Source organism: Archangium violaceum Cb vi76 (assembly GCF_000733295.1).
Classification (GTDB): Bacteria; Myxococcota; Myxococcia; order Myxococcales; family Myxococcaceae; genus Archangium; species Archangium violaceum.
The window spans coordinates 1-25,309 of sequence record NZ_JPMI01000294.1 but is presented as its reverse complement, the minus strand read 5'-3'; the positions used below and the strand labels follow the sequence as shown (position 1 = coordinate 25,309).

Annotated in this window: 26 protein-coding genes; 10 read left to right on the top strand and 16 right to left on the bottom strand. The window is 68.5% G+C overall.

Features of this window, described 5'->3' with window-relative positions:
- Positions 1-137: 137 nt before the first annotated feature.
- The 5 genes from fusA to Q664_RS40545 form a co-directional block, all read right to left on the bottom strand.
- Entirely contained in the window at positions 138-2,213 is a 2,076-nt protein-coding gene (fusA, locus tag Q664_RS40565; RefSeq protein ID WP_043408975.1) for an elongation factor G, read from the bottom strand.
- 140 nt (positions 2,214-2,353) lie between these two features.
- Positions 2,354-2,824: a 30S ribosomal protein S7 gene (rpsG, locus tag Q664_RS40560; RefSeq protein WP_043408972.1), complete on the bottom strand. Its 471-nt coding sequence runs from the start codon at positions 2,822-2,824 to the stop codon at positions 2,354-2,356.
- Positions 2,825-2,968: 144 nt separating this feature from the next.
- Positions 2,969-3,340 carry a 30S ribosomal protein S12 gene (rpsL, locus tag Q664_RS40555; RefSeq protein ID WP_043408969.1) on the bottom strand — a complete coding sequence of 124 codons (372 nt, stop codon included), beginning with the start codon at positions 3,338-3,340 and terminating at the stop codon, positions 2,969-2,971.
- Positions 3,341-3,545: 205 nt separating this feature from the next.
- On the bottom strand, positions 3,546-4,061 hold the full coding sequence (gene rimI / locus Q664_RS40550) for a ribosomal protein S18-alanine N-acetyltransferase (protein WP_043408966.1): 516 nt from the start codon (positions 4,059-4,061) through the stop codon (positions 3,546-3,548).
- Positions 4,058-4,795, bottom strand: a complete 738-nt coding sequence (locus Q664_RS40545) for a hypothetical protein (RefSeq protein WP_043408963.1) — start codon at positions 4,793-4,795, stop codon at positions 4,058-4,060. The genes rimI and Q664_RS40545 overlap by 4 nt, the downstream gene beginning before the upstream one ends.
- A gap of 113 nt (positions 4,796-4,908) precedes the next feature.
- Here Q664_RS40545 and Q664_RS40540 point away from each other — a divergent pair, with 113 nt between their 5' ends.
- The 5 genes from Q664_RS40540 to Q664_RS40520 all read left to right on the top strand — a co-directional run bounded on the left by Q664_RS40540 (position 4,909) and on the right by Q664_RS40520 (position 13,221).
- Complete coding sequence (locus Q664_RS40540; RefSeq protein WP_043408958.1) at positions 4,909-6,087, top strand: DnaJ C-terminal domain-containing protein; 1,179 nt, start codon at positions 4,909-4,911, stop codon at positions 6,085-6,087.
- Positions 6,088-6,198: 111 nt separating this feature from the next.
- Complete coding sequence (locus tag Q664_RS40535) at positions 6,199-6,924, top strand: HEAT repeat domain-containing protein (RefSeq protein ID WP_043408956.1); 726 nt, start codon at positions 6,199-6,201, stop codon at positions 6,922-6,924.
- A gap of 238 nt (positions 6,925-7,162) precedes the next feature.
- On the top strand, positions 7,163-8,842 hold the full coding sequence (locus Q664_RS40530) for a hybrid sensor histidine kinase/response regulator (protein ID WP_043408953.1): 1,680 nt from the start codon (positions 7,163-7,165) through the stop codon (positions 8,840-8,842).
- Positions 8,843-8,918: 76 nt separating this feature from the next.
- Positions 8,919-10,637: an arginine--tRNA ligase gene (argS, locus tag Q664_RS40525; protein WP_043408950.1), complete on the top strand. Its 1,719-nt coding sequence runs from the start codon at positions 8,919-8,921 to the stop codon at positions 10,635-10,637.
- A 31-nt stretch (positions 10,638-10,668) separates the two neighbouring features.
- Positions 10,669-13,221, top strand: a complete 2,553-nt coding sequence (locus Q664_RS40520; protein ID WP_043408947.1) for a 1-acyl-sn-glycerol-3-phosphate acyltransferase — start codon at positions 10,669-10,671, stop codon at positions 13,219-13,221.
- A 4-nt stretch (positions 13,222-13,225) separates the two neighbouring features.
- Here Q664_RS40520 and Q664_RS40515 read toward each other — a convergent pair whose 3' ends face one another.
- Genes Q664_RS40515 through Q664_RS40505 form a run of 3 tightly spaced genes read right to left on the bottom strand, consistent with a single transcriptional unit; the run spans position 13,226 to position 16,266 of the window.
- Positions 13,226-13,660 carry an Ig-like domain-containing domain gene (locus Q664_RS40515; protein WP_043408986.1) on the bottom strand — a complete coding sequence of 145 codons (435 nt, stop codon included), beginning with the start codon at positions 13,658-13,660 and terminating at the stop codon, positions 13,226-13,228.
- Positions 13,660-14,835, bottom strand: a complete 1,176-nt coding sequence (locus Q664_RS40510; RefSeq protein WP_043408944.1) for a cytochrome c3 family protein — start codon at positions 14,833-14,835, stop codon at positions 13,660-13,662. The genes Q664_RS40515 and Q664_RS40510 overlap by 1 nt, the downstream gene beginning before the upstream one ends.
- Positions 14,836-16,266, bottom strand: coding sequence for a hypothetical protein (locus tag Q664_RS40505; protein WP_052519275.1), 1,431 nt, complete (start codon positions 16,264-16,266; stop codon positions 14,836-14,838). It lies immediately after the preceding gene.
- A gap of 73 nt (positions 16,267-16,339) precedes the next feature.
- Here Q664_RS40505 and Q664_RS40500 point away from each other — a divergent pair, with 73 nt between their 5' ends.
- From Q664_RS40500 to Q664_RS40490, 3 genes are read left to right on the top strand one after another with little or no spacing between them, the layout of a single operon-like run.
- Positions 16,340-17,497, top strand: coding sequence for a CPBP family intramembrane glutamic endopeptidase (locus Q664_RS40500; protein WP_052519274.1), 1,158 nt, complete (start codon positions 16,340-16,342; stop codon positions 17,495-17,497).
- Between the two features lie 51 nt (positions 17,498-17,548).
- Positions 17,549-18,334 (top strand): HipA family kinase, encoded by a 786-nt coding sequence (locus tag Q664_RS40495; RefSeq protein ID WP_043408977.1) that lies wholly within the window; start codon positions 17,549-17,551, stop codon positions 18,332-18,334.
- A complete protein-coding gene (locus Q664_RS40490; protein ID WP_043408940.1) occupies positions 18,312-18,731 on the top strand; it encodes a DUF3037 domain-containing protein in 420 nt (139 codons plus the stop codon). The genes Q664_RS40495 and Q664_RS40490 overlap by 23 nt, the downstream gene beginning before the upstream one ends.
- Positions 18,732-18,768: 37 nt before the next feature.
- On the opposite strand, the gene Q664_RS40485 is transcribed toward Q664_RS40490, so the two are convergent.
- The 6 genes from Q664_RS40485 to Q664_RS40460 all read right to left on the bottom strand — a co-directional run bounded on the left by Q664_RS40485 (position 18,769) and on the right by Q664_RS40460 (position 22,918).
- On the bottom strand, positions 18,769-18,984 hold the full coding sequence (locus Q664_RS40485) for a DUF5818 domain-containing protein (RefSeq protein WP_043408938.1): 216 nt from the start codon (positions 18,982-18,984) through the stop codon (positions 18,769-18,771).
- Positions 18,981-20,831: a S8 family serine peptidase gene (locus Q664_RS40480; RefSeq protein ID WP_043408934.1), complete on the bottom strand. Its 1,851-nt coding sequence runs from the start codon at positions 20,829-20,831 to the stop codon at positions 18,981-18,983. The genes Q664_RS40485 and Q664_RS40480 overlap by 4 nt, the downstream gene beginning before the upstream one ends.
- Positions 20,832-20,971: 140 nt before the next feature.
- A complete protein-coding gene (locus tag Q664_RS40475) occupies positions 20,972-21,604 on the bottom strand; it encodes an alpha/beta hydrolase (RefSeq protein WP_043408931.1) in 633 nt (210 codons plus the stop codon).
- A gap of 39 nt (positions 21,605-21,643) precedes the next feature.
- Positions 21,644-22,162, bottom strand: a complete 519-nt coding sequence (locus Q664_RS40470; protein ID WP_043408929.1) for a hypothetical protein — start codon at positions 22,160-22,162, stop codon at positions 21,644-21,646.
- A 1-nt stretch (position 22,163) separates the two neighbouring features.
- Positions 22,164-22,469: a hypothetical protein gene (locus tag Q664_RS40465; RefSeq protein WP_043408927.1), complete on the bottom strand. Its 306-nt coding sequence runs from the start codon at positions 22,467-22,469 to the stop codon at positions 22,164-22,166.
- A complete protein-coding gene (locus Q664_RS40460) occupies positions 22,463-22,918 on the bottom strand; it encodes a HEPN domain-containing protein (RefSeq protein ID WP_043408924.1) in 456 nt (151 codons plus the stop codon). Before Q664_RS40460 ends, Q664_RS40465 begins: the two co-directional genes overlap by 7 nt.
- A 105-nt stretch (positions 22,919-23,023) precedes the next feature.
- On the opposite strand from Q664_RS40460, the gene Q664_RS40455 reads away from it, so the two are divergent.
- On the top strand, positions 23,024-23,443 hold the full coding sequence (locus Q664_RS40455; protein ID WP_043408922.1) for a hypothetical protein: 420 nt from the start codon (positions 23,024-23,026) through the stop codon (positions 23,441-23,443).
- Between the two features lie 21 nt (positions 23,444-23,464).
- Here the strand turns inward: Q664_RS40455 and Q664_RS40450 are convergent, their stop codons facing one another.
- Both Q664_RS40450 and Q664_RS40445 read right to left on the bottom strand, forming a co-directional pair.
- Positions 23,465-23,785: a hypothetical protein gene (locus tag Q664_RS40450; RefSeq protein ID WP_043408919.1), complete on the bottom strand. Its 321-nt coding sequence runs from the start codon at positions 23,783-23,785 to the stop codon at positions 23,465-23,467.
- On the bottom strand, positions 23,779-24,156 hold the full coding sequence (locus Q664_RS40445; RefSeq protein ID WP_043408915.1) for a HEPN domain-containing protein: 378 nt from the start codon (positions 24,154-24,156) through the stop codon (positions 23,779-23,781). The genes Q664_RS40450 and Q664_RS40445 overlap by 7 nt, the downstream gene beginning before the upstream one ends.
- Positions 24,157-24,339: 183 nt before the next feature.
- Between Q664_RS40445 and Q664_RS40440 the strand changes: the two genes are divergently transcribed.
- The gene (locus Q664_RS40440) at positions 24,340-25,140 is read left to right on the top strand and encodes a DUF4261 domain-containing protein (protein ID WP_043408912.1); all 801 of its coding nucleotides are present in this window, start codon (positions 24,340-24,342) and stop codon (positions 25,138-25,140) included.
- Positions 25,141-25,309 lie beyond the last annotated feature (169 nt).

Here is a 25,309-nt window from a genome sequence, read left to right as displayed (position 1 = left end):
ATCGAACTTTTCCTTACTCATTGCTGCTCCTCGCGGACCGGATTCCGGCCGAATCGAGAAAAGGTGCTGCGTCGTGCTTCAAACCCGCGGAAACGTCAATCTAAATCGCCTGCCCCCCATGCGAGGGGCCGGGTGCATCAACGGTTCAGCACGTCCTTGGGTGCCGGCGCGTAGTGGCTGAACCGCATGGTGTAGGTGGCTCTTCCCTGGCTGCGGCTCCGCAGGTCGGTCGAGTACCCGAACATCTTGGCGAGCGGCACCTGGGCGTTGATCGCCTGTACGCCTCCCGGCCGGGGCTCCATGCCCATGATCTTCCCGCGGCGGCCGTTCAGGTCGCCAATCACGTCACCCGTGAAGTCGTCCGGGGTGACGATCTCGCAGTCCATGATGGGCTCGAGGAGTGTCGGAGCGGCGGTGCGCACGGCGTCGCGGAAGGCCATCGAGCCGGCGATCTTGAAGGCCATCTCGTTGGAGTCCACGTCGTGCATGGAGCCGTCGTAGGCCTCCACCTTGACGTCCAGCATGGGGTAGCCCGCGATGGGACCACTCTGCATGGCCTCCTGGATGCCCTGCTTCGCCGCCTCGATGAACTCCTTGGACACCGTGCCGCCGACGATCTTGTTCTCGAAGGCGAAGCCGGCCCCCGGCTCGTTGGGGGCCACCCGCAGGTTGATGTGGCCGTACATGCCCTTGCCACCCGTCTGGCGGATGTACTTGCCCTCGGATTCCACCGCCTGGGTGATCGTCTCGCGGTAGGCCACCTGGGGCTTGCCCACGTTGGCGTCCACCTTGAACTCACGCAGGAGCCGGTCGACGATGATGTCCAGGTGCAGCTCGCCCATGCCGGCGATGATGGTCTGCCCCGTCTCCTCGTTCGTCTTCACGCGGAAGGACGGGTCCTCCATCGCCAGGCGCGCGAGGCTCGTGATGATCTTGTCCTGGTCCGCCGTGGACTTCGGCTCGATGGCCACGTCGATGACGGGCTCGGGGAACTCCATCCGCTCCAGGATGATGGGGTGCTTGTCGTCGCAGAGCGTGTCGCCCGTGGTCGCCAGCTTCAGGCCCACCACCGCGCAGATGTCACCAGCGTAGCACTCCTGGACCTCGTCCTTCTTGTCCGCGCGCATCTGCACCAGACGGCTGATGCGCTCGCGCTTGCCCTTCACCGAGTTCCACGCCGCCGAGCCCGCCTCCAGCTTGCCCGAGTAGATGCGGAGGAACGTCAGCGTCTGCGACGGGAACTGCGGATCGTTCATGATCTTGAACGCCAGCGCGCTGAAGGGCGCCTTGTCATCCGTCGGCCGCGTCTCGTCCTCGCCCTTGGGCGACTTGCCGTGCACCGGGGGCACTTCCAGCGGGTTGGGCAGGTAGTCCACCACCGCGTCCAGCAGCGGCTGCACGCCCTTGTGCTTGAACGACGAGCCACAGAACACGGGGAAGATCTTCAGCCCCAGGCACCCCTTGCGGATGGCCCCGCGGATCTCCGCCTCGGTCAGCTCCGTGCCCTCGAGGAACTTCTCGGTGAGCGCGTCGTCCTGCTCGGCCGCCGTCTCGACGAGCTCGCTCCGGGCCGCGGTGGCCTCCTCGAGGAACTCCTCGGGGATGTCCACCACGTCGTACCGGCTGCCCTGCTCCGAGTCGTGGAACACGAGCGCCTTCATCCGCACCAGGTCGATGACCCCGCGCAGCTTGTCCTCCGTCCCGAGCGGCAGCTGCAGGCGCACCGGACGCGCACCCAGCTTCTCGCGGATGGAGTTGACGGACATCGTGTAGTCCGCGCCCACCCGGTCCATCTTGTTGACGAAGCAGATGCGGGGGACCTTGTACTTGTCCGCCTGGCGCCAGACCGTCTCGGACTGGGGCTCCACGCCGTTCACGCCGTCGAAGACCGCGATGGCCCCGTCCAGCACGCGCAGCGAGCGCTCCACCTCGATGGTGAAGTCCACGTGGCCCGGCGTGTCGATGATGTTGATGCGGTACTTCTGCTCGCTCCTGCTCCAGAACGCGGTGATGGCGGCCGAGGTGATCGTGATGCCGCGCTCGCGCTCCTGGGGCATCCAGTCCGTGGTCGTGGTGCCTTCATGCACCTCGCCCATCTTGTGGATGGCTCCCGTATAGAACAGGATCCGTTCCGTGGTCGTGGTCTTGCCGGCATCGATGTGCGCCATGATGCCGATGTTGCGATAGCGCTCGAGCGGATACTCGCGAGGCATTTCTCCGAACCTCTCCAGAACAGGACGGGCGGTTCCCCTGCCCTTCCAACCACGAAACCAACGAAACGGTTGTCAAAGACCGGAAACACCCGGACGCGGGGGTCCGCATCCGGGTGCCGGATACTACAGGAGACGCAGGACTACCAGCGGTAGTGGGCGAAGGCCTTGTTGGCCTCGGCCATCTTGTGCGTGTCCTCGCGCTTCTTCACCGCGTTGCCACGGTTGTTGGCGGCGTCCATGATCTCGCCAGCCAGCTTCTCCATGGCCGTCTTCTCACCACGCGCCTTGGCGTAGGTGATGATCCAGCGCATGCCCAGCGCCACGCGGCGGTCCTGACGGACCTCCACCGGCACCTGGTAGGTGGCGCCACCGACGCGGCGGCTCTTCACCTCGAGCACCGGCTTGACGTTGTCCAGGGCCTTCTTGAACGTCTTGAGGGGATCCTCCTTCGCACGCTCCTCGATGAGGGCGAAGGCGCCGTAGCACACCCGCTCGGCGATGGACTTCTTCCCCTTGCGCATCAGGTCGTTCACGAACTTCGTGACGAGGCGGTCCTGGAACTTCGGATCGGGAAGGATCTTGCGCTTGGCTACTACGCGACGACGAGGCATTGCTCTGTATCCCTTACGCCCCGCTCCCTTGCACCCGGGAGGCTAAATAGGGGCTTCGAACTGCGTTGGCGAACTCAGGAAGGCTCCCCAGGGTGCGGGGCAAGCATCCCAATCAAATGAAACGAAGGTGATCTCGAGCGGAAATCAGCTCGGGCGCTTGGCGCCGTACTTCGAACGGCTCTGCTTGCGGCCGGCCACGCCCACCGAGTCCAGCGTGCCGCGGACGATGTGGTAGCGAACGCCCGGGAGATCCTTCACACGGCCACCGCGGATCATCACCACCGAGTGCTCCTGGAGGTTGTGACCCACGCCGGGGATGTAGGAGGTGACCTCGATCCCGTTCGTCAGACGAACACGCGCCACCTTGCGGAGGGCCGAGTTCGGCTTCTTCGGAGTGGTGGTGTACACGCGGGTGCACACGCCACGCTTCTGGGGGCACTCCTTCAGAGCGGGGCTCTTACCCTTGATGTTCAACTTCTCGCGGCCCTTGCGGACCAGCTGGCTGATAGTCGGCACTGAACTCCTCTTCCTTCCCGATTGCTCCGGGGGGGTGTCCCCGGGGGCGCATACAAACCTACAACTGCGCTTGAAAAAGGGTCGCGAGTATAGGGAGGGAGCACCCTGTGTCAAGCGACTGCTGGCCCACGGCTTGAACCGTGAACCCCACGGGCATCCATTCCTACACTCTGACAGCGGGGCCGGTCCTCTACTCCCCTGGCTGCTAGAAGTCGAGCACCATCACGATCGCGTCCTCGGGCGGCTGGCCCTCGTCCACGTAGTAGTTCGGCCTCACCCCCACCGCGCGGAAGCCGAACGACTTGTAGAGGTTGATCGCGGCCTCGTTGCTCTTGCGCACCTCCAACGTGGCCAGGCTGCACTTGCGTGCCCGCCCCTCGAGCAGGGTGGCCTCCATCAGCTCCCGCCCCACCCCCCGCCGCCGGTGCTCCGGCGCCGTCGCCACGTTCAGCACGTGCACCTCGTCGTGGACGATCCAGAAGATGGAGATGCCCAGCAGGCGCTTCCCCCCCTCCGGCAGCGGCTCCTCCAACAGGAAGATGACGGACCAGTCGTGACTGAGCTCGCGCTGCAGCAGCTCGAAGGACCAGGGGTTGCGGAACGAGGCCTTCTCCAGGTCCATCACCGCCGGCAGATCCTCCCGCGTCATCCTGCGGATGAGGAACGGAGACTCCGGCCTGGGCTTGCTCCCCGGACGGTCATCCTCGCGCATGCGTCTCATGGCTGCTCCCCCTCCTGGAGCCGCGCGAAGGGCGCCACCCGCCGGATCCTCGCGCTCTCCCGGACCTGCTGGAACTCTTCCCCCGCCAGCCTGGTGTAACGCTCCCGGAACAGCTTCTCCCGGAGCGTGTCCCGCACCGCCTCGAACGGACCCCCCAGCGTTCCCTTGTGCTCCTCCCAGTACCGCCGGACGTCCGCGTCGCTCACCTGGGCGCGCAGGCGGATCCGGCTGTCCAGGATGCGCTCGGCCCGGACGTTCCGCTCCAACACCACCGTGAGCTGCTCCACGTCCGCGTCGTGCCGGGCCAGGAAGGCCAGCAGCGCCGTCTCGTCCTCGAAGCGGTCCCGGAACGACCTCAGCCGCGCCTCCACCTCCGAGCGCTCCGCCTGGAAGGCCTGCAGCCGGTCCGCCCCCGCCACCAGCAGCCGGTAGTTGATGGCCAGCTCCAGCGCTCCCCGGAGCGTCTTCTCGTCGAGCGGGGCCTCCGCCGCTCGCACGGCTCCTCGCTGCACCAGCGATACCCGGGTCTCGAACTCCAGCTCGCTCAGGGTGAGGACCTGGGTGCCAATGACCGCCACCACCCGGTCGATGACCCGGCTCCCGCCCCCCGGAGCTCCCGAGGAGGGCTCGGACGGGGGCTCGGGAGCAGGCGGCCGGGCGGCGGCCACCGGCACCAGCGCCAGCCAGCCCGCCACCAGCACCGTCTTCGTCCCCTGTCGGTACCGCGCTGACATGCTCTCCCTCGCGCCTCCGGCCACTTTATACATCCCGACCCTGGCTCACATGCCTTGCTGGCGATCGCCGCATGGCAGGTTACGTTGTTGCTGTTTCGGAGGGCGGTAACCCCATGGCGGACGACTACTACCAGATTCTCGGCGTGTCCCGGACGGCCTCAGCCGACGAAATCAAGAAGGCCTTCCGCAAGCTCGCCCGCAAGTATCACCCGGACGTCAACCCGGGCGACAAGGCGGCCGAGGAGAAGTTCAAGCAACTCAACGCAGCCTTCGAAGTGCTCTCGGACGAGCGCAAGCGCAAGCTGTACGACGAGTTCGGCGACGAGGCGGCCCAGTTCGGCTTCGACGAGAAGAAGGCCACCCAGTACCGCGCCTACAAGGCCGCCCAGGCCTCCGGCGGCGGCATGCCCTTCGGCGGCGGGGGCGGGGGCGTGGACTTCGACCTGGGCGACATCCTCGGCGACATCTTCAACCGCTCGGGCGGCGGCGGCGGCGGTGGCGTGGACTTCGGCGAGGTGTTCGGACGCGCCGGTGGCGGCCGGGCCGCCGGTCCCACCCCGGGCGAGGACATCACGGCCACCCTCACCCTCAGCTTCAACGAGGCCCTCACCGGCGTCGAGCGCGGCATCTCGCTCCAGCGCCCCGGCCGCTGCCAGCGCTGCCAGGGCTCGGGCCAGGTGGGGACTCCCTCCACGTGCTCCACCTGCGGAGGGACCGGACGGGTGCGCCGCAGCGGCGTCCTGGGAATGAATACCAGCGGCACCTGCCCCACCTGCCGGGGCTCCGGCCGCGCCGCTCCCCCCTGCCCTTCCTGCCAGGGCTCGGGCGTGGTGGACGAGACGGCCCGGCTCACCGTGAAGATCCCCGCCGGCGTCCACACCGGTTCCAAGGTGCGGCTGGCCGGCCAGGGCGCCGCGGGCTCGCGCGGGGGTCCTCCCGGGGACCTCTACATCGAGACGATCGTCTCCGAGCACCCCCTGGTGCGCCGCGAGGGTGACGACCTCTACATGGACCTGCCCGTCACCGTCTCCGAGGCCATGCTGGGCGCCGAGGTCCGCGTCCCCACCTTCCAGGGCGAGGTGACCGTGAAGGTACCCGAGGGCTCCCAGTCCGGCCGCCGCATGCGCCTGCGCGGCCGGGGCGCCCCCTCCCTCAAGGGAGGACCCGCGGGAGACCTCTACCTCACACTCCAGGTCAAGGTGCCCGAGCACCCCTCCACCGAGGCCCGCAAGGCCGCCGAAGCCCTCGCCCGCGCCTACCAGGGCGATGTCCGGGGCTCCCTCCAGCTCTAGTCGCATCTCGAATCAACGGCCGGTCACTGGCCATCCAAGCTTCTTGCGTTAGCTTGCGCCGCGTCCTACACGGCGCCCAAGAACTCACATCACCCTCGGAGCCTCTTCCTCATGGGCATCTTCGATTTCCTCGGCGGCTCCGGCCCCGAAAAAGCCCTCAAGCTCAAGTCCAAGGTGACCCAGAAGTACGGGGACCCCACCACCCGCCAGAAGGCCCTCCAGCAGCTCGGGGAGATGCGAATCCCCGAGGCCGTCAGCGTCCTGCTCCACCGCTACACCATCACCGTGGAGCCCCTCACCACGGACGCCGACGAGAAGGAGCACGTCTTCGAGCTCATCAAGAGCTTCGACAAGGACGCCGTGGGCCCCGTCACCGAGTTCCTGCGCAAGAACGAGCAGGCCACCTCCTGGGCGCTGCGCATCCTCGAGTCGCTGCTGCCCGAGCCCGAGGTCGTCACCATCATCGTGGACACGCTCAACGCCCTGAGCGCCCAGTACATGCGCGACCCCGAGAAGAAGGTCGTCCTGCTCCACTACGTCACCGGCAAGCAGGATCCGCGCATCGCCCCCGCCGTGCTCCCCCACCTCGACGACATGGCGGACGAGGTGAAGATCGCCGCCCTCAAGGCGCTCGGTCCCCAGAAGCATGAGCCGGCGCGCGAGCCCATCCTCCGCCTCCTGACCTCCAACGACACCGCGCGCCGCGTGCAGACGGCCGCCCTGGCCGCGCTCCAGGAGAGCGGCTTCGGCGTCCAGGGCTACCGCGAGAAGGTGGAGGCCGTGATGAACGAGCCCTACTACCTCGACGGCAGCGGCCTCGTGCAGCGCCGCGGCTGATCGCGGCTCCCCGCGGACGAACCGTCCAGAACCCCACGGGTGGGGAGCCCTCCACCCGTCCTGATGTCACCTATCCGACATGGCAATTGTCCTGCGGTCGTCCCCTGTTCCGAGAGGGCTCGGGGAAGGGTTCCCACCCCGGCTCCGGGTGGCGCAGGATCGGCCCGCGTGGTGATCGCGCCACCCCCACCCGTGAACGGGGATGGACGCGCCACCCCCTGGTTGCCGAGGTAGCTCCGTGCCGAAGAAGAAGGTTCCGCATCTGGCAGAGATCGTCACCCTCCGTCCCGAGGTGAAGAAGCCCCGGCGGACGGTCAAGCCCCAACCCCCCGTGGACGGCGAGGCCGCCGAGCGCGCCCTCGTGGAGATGGCCCAGCACATCTCCTCCAGCGCCGGCCCCACCGAGGCCCTCCGCTCGCAACTGCAGATCATCCACGGCCTCATGCAGGCCAAGGCCTGCTACGTGGCCCGTTTCGAGCCCTCGCGCAACCAGCTCCACGTGGAGCACGTGCGCGGCCGCTACGACGACCGCATCACCGCCGCCACCCCCGAGCAGGGCGTGGTCGGCCGCGCCTTCACCGAGAAGTCCATCCAGCGCGACGAGGAGACCCTCGCCGTGCCGCTCGACAGCCCCCATGGCGTCAACGGCGTGCTCGCCATCCTCGCGCCCCGCCGCGCCGTCTCCGACTCCATGTTGATGGCGCTCGCCGGCCAGCTCTCCGCCGCCTACGAGGTGGCTCGCCTGCGCGACGACAGCGCCCGGCGCAACAAGGATCTCCAGACGGCCATCGCCGGCCTCAAGGCCCTCGAGCAGAGCCGCGACGAGCTGCTCGGCAACGTCTCGCACGACATGAAGAACCCCCTCACCACCCTCAAGGCCTACCTGGCCATGATGGGGCGTGAGAAGCTCGGGCCCATCTCCGACGCCCAGCGCCGCGCGGTCCAGGTGTGCGACCGCAGCGCCGACCGCATGCTGCGCATGGTGAACGATCTGCTGCTCATGTCCCGCCTCCAGGCCGGGAAGATGCAGCTCAACCAGCGCCCCTTCGGCCTCAAGGCCGTGGCCGAGGAAGTCCTCCGCACCCTCACCCCCATGGCCGAGCAGGCCAAGGTGCAGCTCACCCTGCCCCCCTGCGGCGAGGTCTTCGTCCGCGGCGACCGCGAGCGCATCGCCGAGGCCATCCAGAACCTCGTGGAGAGCGGCATCCACCGCTGCGAGGCCGATGACACCGTGGAGCTGCGCGTCTCCGTCGAGGACGGGCTCGCCCTGCTCACCGTGAAGGACTCCGGCCCGGGCATCGGCAACGAGGACCTGGAGCACGTCTTCGATCCCTTCTACCGCCCGGAAACCACCCGCGGTCAGGGCCGCAGCCTCGGCCTGCCCCTGGTGGCGAAGATCCTCGCGCTGCACGGCGGCCGCGTGGAGGCCGCCAGCACGCTGGGTGAAGGCTCCACCTTCCAGATGGTGCTGCCCATGTTCGCCGGCGCCGTCAGCACCCCCGAGAGCGCCCAGGCCGGCCCCCGCGCCGGTGGCATCCTCCTCGTCGAGGACGACGCCGACTGCCGCGAGGTGCTCCAACAGGTGCTCGAACAGGAGGGCTACCGGGTGATGTCCACCTCGGGCGCCGCCGAGGCCCGCTCCATCCTCTCGCACATCCGCCCGGCCATGGTGCTGTTGGACCTGCGCCTCAGCGAGGAGGACGGACGCTCCGTGCTGCGCTTCATCCGCGGCACCGAGTCCCTCGCGGACGTGGCCGTCTACATCATCTCCGGCGCCAGCGAGGTCTCCACCCTCGGCGCCGGCCAGGGCCTGGACCGCATCGACGGATTTTTCGAGAAGCCACTGCAATTGCCGCGGCTGCTCGACACCGTGGCCGCCGTGGTCCGCCCCAGCCGCCGCAACCCCGCCGTCACCTGAAAGGGAATTCCGGCCCGATGCGGTGACAGAAGGTGCGCGGAATACGCCCCGTTTCGCTTAGTATCCGCGCGATCCAATGAATCCTTCCGTCTACTCCCGTTATCGGACTGCCTTCGTCGAGGCGCTCGCCCAGGCCCTGGGCGTCCCCGCCTCCGAGCTCGAATCCCAGGTGAAGCCGGCCGACCCGGCTCACGGTGACTTCTCCTTCCCCACCTTCCCCCTGGCCAAGGCCCAGAAGAAGGCCCCTCCCGCCATCGCCGCCTCGCTCGCCCAGGGCATCAAGGTGCCGGGCCTCGAGGTGGTGGCCGCCGGCCCCTACGTCAACGCGAAGTTCGCGCTGATGCCCTTCACCGCCGAGGTGCTCGACACGGTGCGTTCGCAGGGCGCGCGTTACGGCGGCGGGGACGTGGGCGCCGGCAAGACGGTGGTCATGGACTACTCGTCGCCCAACATCGCCAAGCCCATCGCCTTCCACCACATCCGCTCGACGATGATCGGCCACAGCGTGGCCAACCTGCACCGGGCACTCGGCTACAAGGTCGAGGGCATCAACTACCTGGGTGACTGGGGCAAGCAGTTCGGCCTGGTGGCCGTGGGCTTCCAGGAGTACGGCGACCCGGCCCGGCGCAACGACATGGCCCACCTGGTGGAGGTGTACATCAAGGCCAACAAGCGCGCGGAGGCGGAGCCCGCCTTCGACGAGCGCGCCCGTGACTTCTTCCGGCGCATGGAGGCCAATGACGCCGAGGCGCTCGCGCTCTGGAAGGAGTTCCGCGAGACGTCCTTGCGTGACTTCGCGCGCATCTACGCCCGGCTCGGCGTGAAGTTCGAGCACATGGAGGGCGAGAGCTTCTACCAGGGCAAGATGGAGCCGGTGATCGAGGAGATCGCCCGCAAGCCCGGCGTCAAGGAGTCCCAGGGCGCCACCATCGTGGACATCCCCTACGCGGAGAACGAGCCGCCGGTGCTGCTCAAGAAGAACGATGGCAGCACGCTGTACGCCACGAGAGATCTGGCGGCGGCCATCGACCGGTACGAGCGCTTCCACTTCGAGAAGTCGCTGTACGTGGTGGCCACGGACCAGGCGCTGCACTTCCGGCAGCTCTTCCGGGTGCTCGAGGCCATGGGCCGCGAGTGGGTGGACCGCATGGTGCACGTCAACTTCGGCCGCGTGCACGGCATGAGCACGCGCAAGGGCAACGTGGTGCTCCTCACCGACGTGCTCGACGAGGCGAAGGCCCGCGTTCTGGAGAAGGTGCAGGAGAACATCCAGGCGGGGAAGATGCAGACGGAGGACCCCGAGGCCCTCGCCGAGCAGATCGGCCTGGGCGCCATCTTCTTCGGCGACCTGAAGAACCGCCGGACCACGGACTACACCTTCGACTGGGACGAGGTGCTCGCCGTCGAGGGACATACCGGCCCCTACCTGCAGTACGCCCACGCGCGGACCTGCAACGTCCTGCGCAAGGGCGGCGGGGTTCCGGCCTCGTATGACGCGTCGCTGCTCACCCTGCCCGAGGAGCAGGCCGTGCTGCGCGCCATCGCCCGGCTGCCGGTGGTGGTGCAGGAGGCCGCGGAGCAGTGCGAGCCCAGCTTCGTCGCGCGGTGGCTGTTGGACCTCGCCGCGGAGTTCAGCCGCTACTACACGCTGGGCAACCAGGATCGCGGCAAGCGCGTGCTCGTGGAGGACAACGAGCCCGTGAAGGCCGCTCGGCTCGCGCTCACGGATGCGACGCGGGCGGCGCTGGCCGCGGGCCTGTCGCTGCTGGGTATCGCCACTCCCGAGAACATGTAACGAGGCACGCGTGGAAAAAGGGGGCCCGCACGTGGACACCGCACTGACACCGGCTGTCAATCACAGTGAGGCATTGAAGGAGGAGTTCGGGCCCGTCTCCCGGATATTGGGGGAGCGGTACTTCGACGGGGTGCGGTTCCCCGCCGAGGCCGAGGACGAGTTGCGCGCCCTCCACGCCAAGGGGTTCGTGGTGCACGTCATGCGCACCACGGCGTGGATCAACTTCCTCTACCTGGCCTGGGCCATGGTGCGCCGGGCCCTGCCTCCCGTGCGGGCGGTGGTGAACCTGCGGCCCTGGTTCACCCGCCCCTTCCGCAAGACGGCCCAGCGTGGCGACTTCGACGTGCGCTTCACCTACGCCCGGCGCCAGGCCGGCAGCGGCCTCATCTTCCTCAAGAAGACGGCCCTGCTGAGCGCCGCGGGCAAGGACATCGAGGAGAACCCCTTCCCCGCCCTGGTCGCCATGGCGCGCAAGAGCGACAAGACCATCTTCCTGGTCCCCGAGCTCTTCGTCTGGGAGAAGCGCACCTCGCGCATCAAGCCGAGCGTCCTGGATCACGTCTTCGGCAGCCCGGACGCGCCCGGCTTCGTCCACTCGATGGTGGCGTTCTTCCGCAACTACCGCCGCGCGCAGTTCCGCGTGGGCGAGCCCATCGATCTCAAGCGCTTCATCGAGGAGAACCCGCGGGACTCGGACGAGCTCATCGCCCGCAAGGTGCGCAGCGCGCTCAACCACCACCTGGCCCGGGAGACGCGCGCCGTCTTCGGCCCGCCGGTGAAGCCGCACGAGCGCATCATCGAGGAGACGCTGCGCGACCGCACCCTGCGCAAGTCGCTCGACGCCGTGGCCGCCGAGAGCAACCGCCGGCCCGAGAGCGTCCTGCGCCAGGCCCGCCGCAACCTCCAGGCCATCGCCGGCAAGCCCAGCCCCACCACCCTGACCTTCGTCGCGCCCATGCTCGGCTGGGTGTTCAACCGCATCTACGACGGCATCGAGGTGGACGAGGCCGGGCTCGATCGCGCCCTCAAGGCCGCCAGCAAGGCGCCCCTCGTCCTGTGCCCCTCGCACAAGAGCCACGTGGACTACCTGGTGATGAGCTGGGTGCTGTGGAACCGCGGCTACGCCGTGCCCCTGGTCGCCGCGGGCGCCAACCTGTCCTTCTTCCCGCTCGGGCCCCTCCTGCGCCGCTGCGGCGCCTTCTTCCTGCGCCGCTCCTTCAAGGACGACAAGGTCTACGCCGCCAGTTTCAAGGGCTACGTGAAGAAGCTCGTGCATGACGGCGCGCACCAGGAGTTCTTCCCCGAGGGCGGCCGCTCGCGCACCGGCAAGCTGCTCCAGCCCAAGCTGGGCATGTTCACCTGGCAGCTCGAGGCCGTGCTCGAGGGCGCTCGCAACGATCTCATCTTCGTGCCCGTGTCCATCGACTACGAGAAGGTCGTGGAGTCGGGCAGCTACTCGAAGGAGCTGGCCGGCGGCGAGAAGAAGCCCGAGGACATCAAGGCCCTGCTCAGCACGCCCAAGGTGCTCGCGGCGCGCTACGGCCGCATCCACCTCACCTTCGACGAGCCCCTGTCCCTCGTGGAGCTCATGAAGAGCCGCGGGCTCGACCCGGCCGAGCCCTTCACGGACGAGCAGAAGAAGGGCCTCGTGCGCGCGCTCGGCAACCGGGTGATGTACGGCATCAGCAAGGTGTCCACCGTGACGCCGCATGCGCTGGTGAGCGCGTCGCTGCTCGCCCACCGCCGGCGCGGCATGACGAGCCGCGAGCTCACGGACCGCATCACCGTCCTGCGCCGCATCGCCGAGGAGGAGAAGGCACCGCTGTCCACGATGCTCAAGGACTCTCCGAGCAATCCCGAGGCGATGGGCGCCATCCAGGACGCCATGCGCACGTTCTGCTCGGACGGCATGGTGCGCACGCAGAAGGCGCACGGAGAGGTCATCTACCAGGCCGAGGACAACCGCCGCGGCGAGATGTCCTTCTACAAGAACACGCTGATGAACCTGGTGGCGGCGCGCAGCCTCGTGGCCAACGCGCTGCTGGTGGGGGCCCCGGCGCCGTTCGACGAGGTGAAGGCCCGGGCGCTGTGGCTGTCGCGGCTCTTCAAGGTGGAGTTCATCTACCGGGTGGGCGCCAGCTTCGACACCATCTTCACGGAGGTGGTCGAGCGGCTGGTGCGCATGGGTCTGGTGCTCCACCAGGGGGACACGCTGAGCGTGGCGCCGGAGCCCCATGCCCGGCCGGAGCTGGAGTTCCTCGCGGACCTGCTGCGCGACTACCTGGAGGCCTACCTGATCGCCGCGCAGACGCTGCCGGAGGTGGCGGCGGGGACGGCGCAGGATCGCAAGGCCTTCGTGAAGCAGGCGATGGATGTGGGCCGGGCCGAGTACCACTCGGGGCGCATCACCGCGGCCGAGTCACTGGCCAAGGTGACGCTGGAGAACGCCGTGGCCTACCTGCTGGAGCAGCGCTACCTGGTGGAAGAGGACAAGAAGCTGAAGCTGGGGCCGGCGGCGCCCGACGTGGCGGCGAGCAAGCAGTTCGCCGAGGAGATCCGCCGCTACCTGCGCCACCAGGGCTGAGCCCTCACGGCGACGTCCGGAAGGGCACCCGCACCTCCTGCCCGAGCGGGTTCCCTTCCTGGTCCGTCAGCGTCGCGCGCAGCACCAGCGTGTACGCGGTGCCCGGCTTGAAGGACCCCGCCTCCGTGCCCACGGTGACGGTGAACGGCACGTCTCCCCGCTCGATGTCCTCGCCCACGTCCGAGCCGGGCGGCACCGTCAGCTTCAACGGAAGCTCCACCCGGCCCTCGAAGACGGCGATGCCCGGGCGCAGCGTGCGGACGTCCATCGTCTCGGAGAAGAGGACCTCCAGCGTGCCCGTCGCGAGCAGCGTGCCTCCCGCGCTCGGCTCGGTGGACACCACGTCGGGCGGATCCGTGTCGCGCGCGGCGAGGAAGGGATCTCCCGGCTCCAGGCACGCGGTGCACCCCAGCAGCCCCATCAGCAGGAACCGGCGCATCAGCGGCACCCCTTCGCCACGAGGCTCTCCTCGGTGTGGCACTTGAGACACGCCCTGTCATTGGCCGCCGCCACCCGCTTGCACGCCGCGGCGAAGCCATCCGGATGCGGATTCACCTGCCTGCGCACCGAGCGCTCCGAGTGGCAGTTCATGCACGACTCCTCGCGGTGGCAGGACACACACTGCTGGATGTCTCGCGAGGCCACCACGCCATGGTGCTGGGGCCCGGGCGTCTCCACCCACGCGGTGTAGTCCGGGTGCACCTTCACGTTGCGCGGGCGCAGCGAGCGGTCCGCGTCCATGCCCACCCCCGTGCGCTCGTGGCACGAGGCGCAGAAGGACTGCATCCGGTGGCAGCTCGAGCAGCGCGTGCTGTCCTGCCGCGCCTGCACCGGGTGCAGGGTGATGAAATCGTTGGGGTGCACCGACAACGGCTTCTGCAGCGCGTCGTGGCACGTCTGGCAATAGGACTCGGCGTGGCAGGACATGCACGTCTGCCGATCCACCGACGCGCGGTTGCCGTGGGTGAACTCGTAGCGGGGCCCGTGGTCCAGGCCCAGCGGGTTGCCCTGCATCGGCCGCAGCACGCCCGAGGGGAACGAGAGCTGCAACCGCCCCGAGGGCTCCGCCGGGTGACAGCTCTTGCACTGCTTCGTGGCCACGTTGCCGTCATGGCACTCGAAGCAGGAGGCCATCTTCGGCAACTGCTGCCGGGTGGCGAGCTTCACGTCCGTCATGGTCCCGTGGCACGACGTGCACTCCACCTTCTTCGCCACGTGCACCTTGTGACTGAAGCGCAGGTTCGCCGGGGGCACGTCCACCTTCGCCGGCGCCACGCGCACCGTGGCATCGAACCCCGGGTGGCACGTGTTGCAGGCCGACGGCGGGTCCGTCTTCGCCCCCTTCTTCGCCGCCTCGAGGTCATGACAGGTCTCGCACTCGGCGTGGCCCGGCAGGTTGCGCTCCTTCGCCGAGTCACTGGCCGTCACGCCCTCGTGACAGGTGACGCACTCGGCGCCTCCCGCCAGGTGCTGGGAGTGATCGAACCGCAGGGGAATGTGCTGGGCCGGGTAGACGGCGAGGCTGCGCTCGCGCGAGGTGGCCGCCCAGGTGAGGCCCGCCACCACGAAGGACAGGGCAACGAGGCCCAGGGCTGTACGGAAGCGGCGCTCCATCTACAGGCTCGCCTTCAAGTCGAAGAGGAAGAACACCTTGGAGTCCCAGCGGGTGAACGGGTTCACGTTCTGCTCGAGCACCAGGGACAAACGCGCGGCCCGGGACAGCATCTGGCTGGCCCACACCTGCGCGCCGAAGAAGTTGCCCGCCAGCAGCGGGTTGAAGCCATCATCGATGTGCGCCGCGGACAACCGCCCGTCCAGGGTGAAGCGCCCCTGCCCGAAGCCATACCCGGCGGTGAGATCCGCCCAGAGCTGCGAGCCTCCGAAGCCCTGCCGGAACGACAGATCCAACGCCGAGCGGAAGCGCCCCAACCGCAGCGACGCGCCCGCCGAGCCACCCACCGTCTGCGACGGAGGCCCCCCGGGCTCCTTGGCCGCCTCCGCCAGCGCGAGGGTGCTGTTGAGCTCGGTGTGGTACAGGCTCCCCACGCCCTGCACGTAGTAGCGCAGCGGGCCTCGCGGGAAGAAGTCCACGCGCACCCGCGCCTCGTCCCGGGGAGCGAAGGCGAACCAGTACCAGATGGAGTCCGCGGAGAAGACGGGCGAGAGCCGCATCGCCTCGGCGCTCACCGCCAGTTGCTCCCCGTCCCACCGCACCTGCGCGCGGGCCTGCGCGAGCCGGAGCTTCAGCACATCGAAGTCCACGCCGGCCACCGCGCTCAGCCCGAGTCCCCGCCCATACCGCGCCTCCACCGTCGCGCGCTCGAGGTCCGTCTTCCCCTCCACCAGCGCCCGGCGGTAGCCCACCGACGCGGACACTCCCTTCAAGTCCTCCAGCAGCAGCTTCGCGCCGTACACCGGCTCGAGCGCCGTCAGCGTGGGATCCGCTCCGGGCACGCCCTGCTCCAGCCGCCGCGCGTCGCTCTCGCGCGTACCGTCGGGCTGGTACACCGACGAGGACAGGAACCCCGCCCCCTTCACCCACAGCCCTCCGTACACCTCCGCCCCGAGCCCCAGCGGGCTCACGTAGCGCACCCGCAGGCCATCGAAGGCCAGGATGTCCGAGGTGTCCACGTAGAGCTGCCGCCCCAGCCGGCCCTCGAAGCCGTTGGCCCCGTAGCGCACGAAGGCGTAGAGCAGGTCCGCGTCCTCCGCGCGCATCCCGTCGATCTTCGCCGCCTCGCCACGCGGCAGGCCCAGGTCCGCGAAGACGCGCAGGCTGGACTCGAAGCCCACGTCCTGCCCGGTGACGAGCTCGTAGCCGTTGAGCCCCAGGTACTGGACGATCCTCCGGCGCGGCAACAGCACCGGCTCGCCAGGAGAAGCGTCCCTCCAGGCGCGAATCTGGTAGATCTGCGCCTCGGTGCGTGCCTCGAGGTGGAACGCGGACGCCGAAGCGGTCCCCGCTACCAGGAGCGCCGCCAGAGCGCCCACCTCGTTCAACCTTCGCTGCGTTCGTCCCGGGAAGCGCGCCAAAGTGGGGGGCATTATAGAAGCGCCTCGTTCCAGTGCGTCGTGTTTCGAGCACGTCCCTCGCATTCCTCGCCGTTGGAGAAAGCCGTTGGAAGAAGTCAGCCCCAGCCCCCCTACACCCTCGCCGCACCTGCGCGATCCCCGCACCGTGGCCGTGGGCGCCGCGGCGGCCGTGTTCGTGGCCTTCCTGGCCTCGGGGCTGCTCGTGCAGACCCTCAACGTGGCCTTCGGCATCTGGTTCACCCAGATCTTCGTCTTCCTCGGCCTGGGCTGGTACGTGCTGCGCGCCACCGGGAGGGAGCCGGTCCGCTACACCCGCCTCGCCTTCCCGGGGCTGGCACCGGTGGTCTTCGGGTTCGTGCTCGGCGTGGTCAACTTCTTCGCCATCGTCGCGCCCGTCCAGTACGTCGCCCAGTCGCTGCTGCCCCCGGCGTGGCGGGAGATCTACGACGTCGCGGACATGTTCCGCGGCCAGTCCTCCCTGGAGATGGCCTTCATCGTCGTGAGCGTGACCGTCGTGGCGCCCCTCTGCGAGGAGTTCTTCTTCCGGGGCGTCTTCTTCCAGGGCCTGAGGGCTCCCGGAGGACCCGCCATGCGCGCCGTCCTCCTCTCGGCGGTCGTCTTCAGCATGTTCCACCTGGATCCGGTGGGCTTCTTCGCCCGGGTGGAGCTGGGAGTGCTGTTCGGCTGGCTGTTGGTGCGCACCGGCTCCCTCTGGCCGGCCATCCTCGCGCATACGGCCAACAACCTCGTCTCCATGGTGTTGTTCTTCTCCGCGCGCCACCTCGAGATGCCCGAGCAGCCGGGCTCCCAGGAGCAGGCGAAGGGCATGCTGATGCTCGTGCTCATTGGCGGCGCGGTGCTCTGGGCGCTGCTGGCCGCCACGCGCCGCTTCCCGTCCCTGCTCGGCCCACCCCGTTCGCGCGAGGAGCTCGAGGCCCCGGAGGCCCCTATCCTGCTGATGCCCGCGCCCCGGCTCCTCCAACTGGCGGTTCCCTGGATGCTCGCCGCCGTGCTGGCCCTGGGCACCTACAAGGCCGTGGATCCGCTTGGCATCCAGCTGAGCCGGATCGACAGGGACTTCCCGCTCCAGAGCGTCCCGGAAGGCGCACCGGACGCGCTGCACGCCGAGCGCAAGGCCCTGTACGAGCTCCGGGTCCAGGCCCGGCGGGGCGAGATCCCCCTCGGCGAGTACGCCCAGGAGCGGGCGAGGCAGTCCAAACAAAAGAAGACCGATGTCCGTTGACCGGGTATGCCCCCTCTCCCCCTGGGAGAGGGCTGGGGTGAGGGTCCACGCGTGAGAAGAATCGCCGCGACACGTTATGTCACACCGCTGCGCGAGGGCGGCTCGGTGCCCGCCATCGTCGAGGCCGAGGACTCGGGGATGTACGTCCTGAAGTTCCGGGGAGCGGGCCAGGGAATCAAGGCGCTCGTGGCCGAGATCATCTCGGGCGAGCTGGCGAGGGCCCTGGGCCTGAGGATGCCGGAGCTCGTGCTGTTGGAGCTGGATCCCGCCCTGGGCCGCGCCGAGCCGGACGAGGAGATCCGCGATCTGATCAAGGCGAGCGGGGGCGTCAACCTGGGCATGGACTACCTGCCGGGCTCCATCACGTTCGATCCCACGGTGGGACCGGCGCCGAAGGCGGAGGAGGCCTCGGCCATCGTCTGCTTCGACGCCTACGTGACGAACGTGGACCGCACGCCGAAGAACCCGAACATGCTGAGCTGGCACAAGGCGCTGTGGCTCATCGACCACGGAGCGTCCCTGTACTTCCACCACGCGTGGGACGACTACCTGGAGCGCAGCCAGAGCCGCTTCCCGGCGGTGAAGGACCATGTGTTGCTGCCCTGGGCGTCGGCCCTGCCCGAGGCGGCGGCGGCGCTGCGCCAGCGGGTGACGGCGGACGTCATCCGGCACGTCGTCGGGTGCGTGCCCGAGGCGTGGCTGGGCCCGGCGTCGGAGCCCCGCTTCGCGACGGCGGCCGAGCACCGGGAGGCCTATGTCACCTACCTGCTGAAGCGCCTGGAAGCGGCGCCGGCGTTCATCGAGGAGGCGCAACGTGCCCGCGCACAGCTCGTTTGACTACGCCATCATCCGCATCGTGCCGCGCGTGGAGCGCGAGGAGTTCATCAACGCGGGTGTCATCCTCTACTGCCTCACCCACCGGTTCCTCGGTGCGCGGGTGGAGCTGGACGAGCGGCGGCTGCTGGCGCTCGCGCCGGACGCGGACGTGGAGCTGCTGAGGAGCCACCTGGAGTCGATTCCCCGGATCTGCGCGGGAGGCAAGGCGGCGGGGCCCATCGGCCAGCTGCCGCAGAAGGAGCGTTTCCACTGGCTGGTGGCGCCGCGCAGCACGATGCTCCAGACGGGACCGGTCCACGCGGGACTGTGCGAGGAGCCGGCGAAGGCGCTCGAGCACCTGTTGCAGCGGATGGTGCGCCCCCCCATCCCCTCTCCCCCCGGGAGAGGGACGGGGTGAGGGTGCCCGTCCCCGTACTCCCACTCGAGAGCCCGAGTCAGATGAAACGGTAGGAGGCCACGTTGAACACGGGCCCCACCATGGCGGCGGTCAGCATGTCGCGGGCCACATCACCCTCGACCTCCACGCGCTGACCGTCCTTCTTGATCTTCCGATCGCCACCGGCGAGCTGGTAGGTGCGGCCGTCATCCCCTTCCAGCACCCAGACGCCCGTCTCGATGTCGCGGTACACCACGCGCCCGGTGAGCTTCATGCCGCCGTCTCCTTGCGAAGCATGGCCCGCGCGATGATGAGGCAGATGAACGTGTTGATCACCAGCCAGGGCAGCGCGAGGAAGTGGAAGGGCATCCACGCCAGGGAGGGAGCCTTGGACCAGGCGGCGTAGGCGAGGAAGCCCGCGAAGCCCAGGGCGAGCCCGCCGATGGCGGACCGGAGCCCCTTGAACTTGATGGCCAGGAAGGACAGCAGCAGCGGGATGAGCGAGCTGTAGAAGAGCGGGTTGGCCGTCTTGCCCCGGCCGAAGATGATGCGCTGCCAGTCGGGGATGGGCAGGTACGCCGCGTCCACCACGTCACCCGCCACCCCGGAAGCACCACCGAACCACGAGCGCGCGAAGAACACGCCCACGGTGGCCAGCACCAGCGGCACGAGGAAGCTCGGACGGACGAGGACGTTGAGGTAACCGGGCCGCTCGCGCCCACGCATCGTCAGCAGCACCAGCGCCAGCAGGGCCAGCGCCCACCACATGGAGGGCCAGCGAGAGATCCCACCTCCGAGCGCGTTCAGCGACGCCTGGGCATCCAGGAGCCCGTGCCCGTACTCCTCCGTCCAGGCCTGCTCGCCCACGCGCCTGGCTCCCGCGTAGAGGGCCTTCTCCACCTCATCCGGCCCCTTGGCGCCCTCGGCGTACAGCAGCGCGGCCACGGCGGCCACGTGCGGCGTCGCCATGCTCGTGCCCTGGTAGGCGGCGTAGACGGAACGCGACGGATCCCTCGGGTCGATGGTGTTCTGCAGGATGCCGCCCGCGTCACCCTGGCGCTTGTCACCACCCGGGGCCGCGATGTCCAGCTCCTTGCCATAGGACGAGTACGGGGCACGCGAGCCACCCGGGCCCACCGCCGCCACCGCCACCGCGCCCGGGTACGCCGCGGGGAACTCCACGCGCGGGCGCCCAGCGTTGCCCGCCGCGGCCACCACGGTGACGCCCTTCTTGCGCGCGTACTCCACCGCGTCCGCCATCACCTTCGAGTAGCCACCGCCACCCAGGGACATGTTGATGACGTTGGCGCCGTTGTCCGCCGCGAAGCGGATGGCCTCGGCGATGTCCGCCGACGTGCCGGAGCCGAAGTGGTTCAGCACCTTCACCGGCATCAGCGTCGCCTCGAAGGCCACGCCCGCCACGCCCTGCCCGTTGTTGGTCACCTGCGCGATGGTGCCCGCCACGTGCGTGCCGTGCCCGTGGTCGTCATTGGCGTGCTCGTCGTCGTTGACGAAGTCATACCCCTTCTTGAACTTCGCTCCCTTCAGGTCCGGCACCTGCTTGAAGTCGTCGTGGTCCTCGTAGGCGATGCCCGTGTCCAGCACCGCCACCACCACGCCCTTGCCCCGGCTCTCCTTCCAGGCGCTCGGCATGTGGATCATCCGGAGGTTCCACTGCTTGGGGTAGTCCGGATCGTTCGGCGTGTAGCCGTCCTTGCTGTCCTCCTCGAGCGAGGAGTCCAGGTCCATCGCGGCCTGCTCACCGGGCGGGACCGAATAGAACCGCAGCGGCTCGGCGGACTCGACGGCCGGGTTCTGATGGATGCGCGCGAGCGCCGCGTCCACATCCTCCACGCCCTGGGCGATCGTCACGCCGGTGCGCTTGCCCTCCACGGAGTTGAACTCGAGGTCGACGCCCCACTCGGCCTCCCAGGCGTCGAACTCGGCCTTGGTGGTGCCGTCCTTGAAGTCCACGACGATGCCGCCGGGGGCCTCCTCGGCCAGGACGCGCCGCGAGGTGTCCACCGCCGGGGCCTCCTTGGGCGCCGTCTCTTCGGAGTCCGAGGGAGACGAGCAGGCCGCCAGGGCCAGCACCGCACTTGTCAGGATCCAACGCTTCATGAGCGCTCCTTGATGCAGACCCCTACGAACGAACGGCGGAACGATTGGGTCTCTTGAGTCTGTTCGACGCCCCTCCCGGCGGACAAGCTTCCCTCCGGGGTGGGGAACCTTCGTCAATTCAACGAGTTACGCGATATCGGTCATTTGCCCGACAACATCTTCAGCCAGGTGCGTACGGCTTTTCCCACCATGGGCAGGGCGTGATGGAAATGGGCCCCGGCACCTTCCACCACCGCCAACTCCCCCCCCGCCGCGTCCACCGCCTCGGCCAGCTCCGCCCGGGACAGGGTGGTGTCCAGCTCGCCCACCACCACCAGCAGCGCCCGGCCGAGCCCGGCCAGCTCCCGGGCCGACACCTCCCTGGGGCTCACCAGGCACAGGCCCGCCACCTCGGGATGGCGCGCCCGGAGCTCGAGGGCGACCCGGGCACTGCCATGGAGCGCGGCCACCGCCGCCGCGGGCGAGTGGGCATTCTCCAGCACCACGCCCAGCGCGGCCCCGGCCTCCTCGACCAGCGCCTCGCCCGAGCCCCTGTTTCCCTGGCTGCCGCCCACGCCCCGGTAGTTGAAGCGCAGGGTCGGGTGGCCAGCGGAGGCCGCGGCGAAGGCCAGCTCGGCGCCAATGACATGGTCCATGCCACCGCCGTCCTCGGGCCGGGGCGGGAGGACGAGCAGCGGAGGGCGCTCATCGCCCCGGTGCGCGACGCCCTCCATCACCTCGCTGCCGACGGGAATGAGCGTGGAGCGCTCGAGGAACTGACCTTTGAGGACCATGGACGGGGCTCAAGATAACGCGGAGTGTGCCCGCGTGCTTCACTCCTGGAGGATTTCCTGCCGGGCGGTAAACGCAAGCCGGGCGTCGCAGGACAGGGCACTGCCTCCGGCGCACGCGGCACAGCTCGAACGAAGCTCCACCACCCCTCGGGAGAGGGTGTCCAGGTCCTCGAAGACGATGCGCAGGGTGGTGGACTCGAGCACCTGACCATCGGCCGATACCTGCACCCGCTCGGCCGAGAAGGAGTCCCCGGTGCCGGCGATGGCTCCCGAGAGCTGCACCGGTGGAGCATCTCCCAGCGGCCAGCCGCCCTCGGGCGCGTCCAGCTCCAGGAAGGCGCGATCCGCGCTGCCAGCCTCCCAGACGGTCCAGATGAAATCCCGGTAGAGGTTTCGCTCCTCCACCCGGGGGGACGGAGGCGTTCCGCCGCGGTAGCAGGAGTTCGGGAGCGCCGAGAGCGGCGCGGGGTCCACCACTACGCGGTACCGCCGGATCTCGTCTCCGCCCCCACAACCGGCGAGCACGGTGAGCACCACCGCGATTCCCAGGTTTCTCATGTCAGGTCGCTCCCGCCATCTCCGCCGCATGCTCCTGGCGGACCCACGCGTAATACCGATCCGTGTTCTCGGGGGTGTGGAAGAGAACGGTCAGAGCCAACCCCTTCTCGTCATAAAACTTCGACAGCAACTCCCAGAGACGATGGCGGAGGTCCCGCCGTTCCTTGGAAGGCACGTCGAAGACATTCAGGCACCAGTCCCGGCCTGGGAAGTCGCCCTTCGTGATCCGATGATCCGTCCATCTCACCGGCCGATTCCCGACGATCTCCTTCACCTGCCTACGAATCTCCTCCCGCTCATTCACCATGCCGGCTCCTCCCCCAGCACATGCCGAACGATGACGGTGGCAGCCGCCAGCGCATCCCTTGCCTCCTCCACCGTCACATCCAGTTCCAGATAATCCGCGTCGACGCGTAACTCGATCAGCTCACCCAGCTCCTCACTCAACCGGGTGTCGAGCACACCCGCCCTGCGTACCGCGTAGGCCAGAGGCTCATGCTGGAAGTAATATACACCCGGCCTGACTTCTGGAGTAGGGATACCCGCTTCGTTCATCGCATGCCAGCACGCATGGTAGGCCGCGTAGTACGCCCGTGAGGCCGCCGCATTGGGGCACGGATCCTCAACGTCCAGAAGCACACGCGCCGCCGACAGGTTCTCCCACGCCTTCCGCTCCATCGCCCTTCCCCTCCCCCTGCCCTCCTTCCTACCGCCCACCTCTGACATGGGGCCGAACACCCCCACTCCAGCGGTCATCCCGGGGCCCGACGCCCTCTCGGCTCCACCATTCCTCGCGACGCCGGGCGGGCTGCTGCTAACGTCCACCTGGAAGAATGACGCCTCCTGAGAGGCGGAGGACCCATGACCCGCGACGAAGCGCAGCGACTGGTGCAGGCGTTCATGAAATCCCTCGGTCAGGCGAGCGAGGGTCTCAACCCGCAGGGGTTCGGTGGAGCGGCGGTCGGGAACGCGCAGCTCTACTTCGAGTACCACACGGACAAGCAGACGCTGGAGACGAGCGCCCTCATCTACAAGTTCCGGGATCCCCCCAAGCCCGGCGTGCTCGAGGGTTTCCGCGCCGAGGAGAAGTCCGGCACGGACACCGGCGGTGGCGCGGTGGACTACGAGACCGAGAACAACAGCCTCTTCCTGAGCCGCACCTATGCCTCGGTGCCGTCGGAGGCGGCCTTCCGCGAGGACATGAAGCGCCTGACCCAGGCGAGCCTCGTGTGGAGTGACGAGGTGATGGACCGCGTGGCCTCGCGCGTGTTCAAGCGCTGAGGCGAGAATCCCCGCGTCGCATCAGGGAGTGGCGCGTGCCACTCCCGCCCGCTCCGCCGCGTGCTCCTCGCGGACCCAGGCGTAGTAGCGATCCGTGTTCTCGGGGGTGTGGAAGAGCGTCATGAGGCACAGGCGCTTCTCTTCCCAGAGTTGACGCCTGATGCCCCGGAACAGACGACTGTGGAGCGCCTTCTGCTCCGCGATGGGGACGTCGAAGACCTCCAAGGTCCAATCCCGCCCCGGGAAGTCGCCCTTCGTGGTCCGATGATCCGTCCACCTCACGGGCCTGCCTCCGACAGCCTCCATCACCTTTCGCCGGATCTCTTCACGCTCGCTCACCATGTTGGCTCCTCATCCAACAAGCGTCGGACGAAGCTCGTCGCCATCTCCAACGCATCCCTTGCCAGCTCGGCTGTCAACTCCTCCACCAGATAATCAGCCACTACGCACAGCTGGACCAGCCAGTCCAATGCGTCACTCGCCTGCTCGTCGAGCACTCCCACAGCAACCGCATCTCGAGGGAGTGGCTCATGCAAAAAGTAATATACACCCGGCCTGACTTCTGGAGTAGGGATACCCACTTCGTTCATCGCATGCCAGCACGCATGGTAGGCCGCGTAGTACGCCCGCGAGGCCGCCGCGTTGGGACACGGATCCTCGATCTCCAGAAGCACACGCGCCGCCGACAGGTTCTCCCACGCCTTCCGCTCCATCGCCCTTCCCCTCCACACCTCCCTTCCCTATCACCCACCTCCGACATGGGGCCGCCCGCCCCCACCCGGGCGGTCACCCGGGTCCTCGACTCCAGAGCGCGCTTCGCCGTGGGTGGGCTATAACGCCGGGCCCGTGAGCGTCTCCGCGGCGAGGGCCCGCGGCGCGGAACACGAGGAGGACGAATGGGATTCTTCCGGAAGAAATCAGTGGAAGTGGACGCGCCGAAGCCACAGCGCAACCTGGGGCTGGCGATGGTGACGCTCGATCGTGCAAGGCCACTGCCGGAGGGCGCGCTGCGGGCCTTTCTGCGGGACAACTGGCCGGAGCTTCCACGCGCGAAGGAGGTCCGCCAGGAGGGGGACACGCTGAGCTTCGAGCTGGACGGAGCGGTCGTCACCCTCACGCTGATGAGCGCCCCCATTCCCTGGGGAGACCTGGAGGGACCGGCACGTGCCGCCTGGCACTGGCCCGAGGCAACCTCGAGGCTGAAGGCCCATCAGGCGCACGTCATCGTCGCCGTGCTGGCCCCGGGGATGGATCGCATCGCGACGATGTTGCTGCTGACGCGGGTGGTGGCCGCGGTGGCCGCTACGACCGACGCCAACGGCGTGTACTGGGGTGAGGGGCCGGTGGTGAACGCACCGGACGACTTCGTCGAGGAGGCGAAGCGGACCTCACGCGAGCGGCTGCCCCTCTACCTGTGGCTGGCCTTCCACCTCTCGCGCAACACGGACGGCACGTTCACGCTCGCCACCTCGGGCATGCGCTCCTTCGGATTCATGGAGCTGGAGCTGGTGGCGCTCCGCGAGAAGCCCGCGACGCTGGTGGACCGGGCCTTCAACTTCGCCCACTACCTGCTCGATCACGGTCCGGTGCTGAAGGACGGGGATACCATCGGACTCTCGGCACAGGAGCGCTTCCGCATCCGCCACGTGCCCTCCACTGTCGAACCATCCCGCACGGTGTACCGGATCGAGCTGTGAGGCCAGACACGGCCGGAAACGCAGCGGAGACGACCAGTCGACAATGAGGCAAGCCTTTGGGGCAGTCCGTACACGGCTTGCCGGGAAACAGCTCGTTCCCATCCTTTCGGGAGTTCTTCTGGCCACTGCCCGAAAGGCTGTCATGAGCGTGTTGAAATCGCAGATTCTG

Excerpts from the sequence above, each read along its gene's own strand:
- Q664_RS40440 (WP_043408912.1), top strand. The coding sequence starts at position 24,340 with ATGGGATTCTTCCGGAAGAAATCAGTGGAAGTGGACGCGCCGAAGCCA.
- Q664_RS40465 (WP_043408927.1), bottom strand. The coding sequence starts at position 22,469 with ATGGTGAATGAGCGGGAGGAGATTCGTAGGCAGGTGAAGGAGATCGTC.
- rimI (WP_043408966.1), bottom strand. The coding sequence starts at position 4,061 with ATGAGACGCATGCGCGAGGATGACCGTCCGGGGAGCAAGCCCAGGCCG.
- Q664_RS40505 (WP_052519275.1), bottom strand. The coding sequence starts at position 16,266 with ATGCCCCCCACTTTGGCGCGCTTCCCGGGACGAACGCAGCGAAGGTTG.
- Q664_RS40475 (WP_043408931.1), bottom strand. The coding sequence starts at position 21,604 with ATGGTCCTCAAAGGTCAGTTCCTCGAGCGCTCCACGCTCATTCCCGTC.
- argS (WP_043408950.1), top strand. The coding sequence starts at position 8,919 with ATGAATCCTTCCGTCTACTCCCGTTATCGGACTGCCTTCGTCGAGGCG.
- Q664_RS40540 (WP_043408958.1), top strand. The coding sequence starts at position 4,909 with ATGGCGGACGACTACTACCAGATTCTCGGCGTGTCCCGGACGGCCTCA.
- Q664_RS40535 (WP_043408956.1), top strand. The coding sequence starts at position 6,199 with ATGGGCATCTTCGATTTCCTCGGCGGCTCCGGCCCCGAAAAAGCCCTC.
- Q664_RS40510 (WP_043408944.1), bottom strand. The coding sequence starts at position 14,835 with ATGGAGCGCCGCTTCCGTACAGCCCTGGGCCTCGTTGCCCTGTCCTTC.
- Q664_RS40450 (WP_043408919.1), bottom strand. The coding sequence starts at position 23,785 with ATGGTGAGCGAGCGTGAAGAGATCCGGCGAAAGGTGATGGAGGCTGTC.
- rpsG (WP_043408972.1), bottom strand. The coding sequence starts at position 2,824 with ATGCCTCGTCGTCGCGTAGTAGCCAAGCGCAAGATCCTTCCCGATCCG.
- Q664_RS40470 (WP_043408929.1), bottom strand. The coding sequence starts at position 22,162 with ATGAGAAACCTGGGAATCGCGGTGGTGCTCACCGTGCTCGCCGGTTGT.
- Q664_RS40455 (WP_043408922.1), top strand. The coding sequence starts at position 23,024 with ATGACCCGCGACGAAGCGCAGCGACTGGTGCAGGCGTTCATGAAATCC.
- Q664_RS40515 (WP_043408986.1), bottom strand. The coding sequence starts at position 13,660 with ATGCGCCGGTTCCTGCTGATGGGGCTGCTGGGGTGCACCGCGTGCCTG.
- Q664_RS40485 (WP_043408938.1), bottom strand. The coding sequence starts at position 18,984 with ATGAAGCTCACCGGGCGCGTGGTGTACCGCGACATCGAGACGGGCGTC.
- fusA (WP_043408975.1), bottom strand. The coding sequence starts at position 2,213 with ATGCCTCGCGAGTATCCGCTCGAGCGCTATCGCAACATCGGCATCATG.
- Q664_RS40545 (WP_043408963.1), bottom strand. The coding sequence starts at position 4,795 with ATGTCAGCGCGGTACCGACAGGGGACGAAGACGGTGCTGGTGGCGGGC.
- Q664_RS40480 (WP_043408934.1), bottom strand. The coding sequence starts at position 20,831 with ATGAAGCGTTGGATCCTGACAAGTGCGGTGCTGGCCCTGGCGGCCTGC.
- Q664_RS40460 (WP_043408924.1), bottom strand. The coding sequence starts at position 22,918 with ATGACCGCTGGAGTGGGGGTGTTCGGCCCCATGTCAGAGGTGGGCGGT.
- Q664_RS40445 (WP_043408915.1), bottom strand. The coding sequence starts at position 24,156 with ATGGAGCGGAAGGCGTGGGAGAACCTGTCGGCGGCGCGTGTGCTTCTG.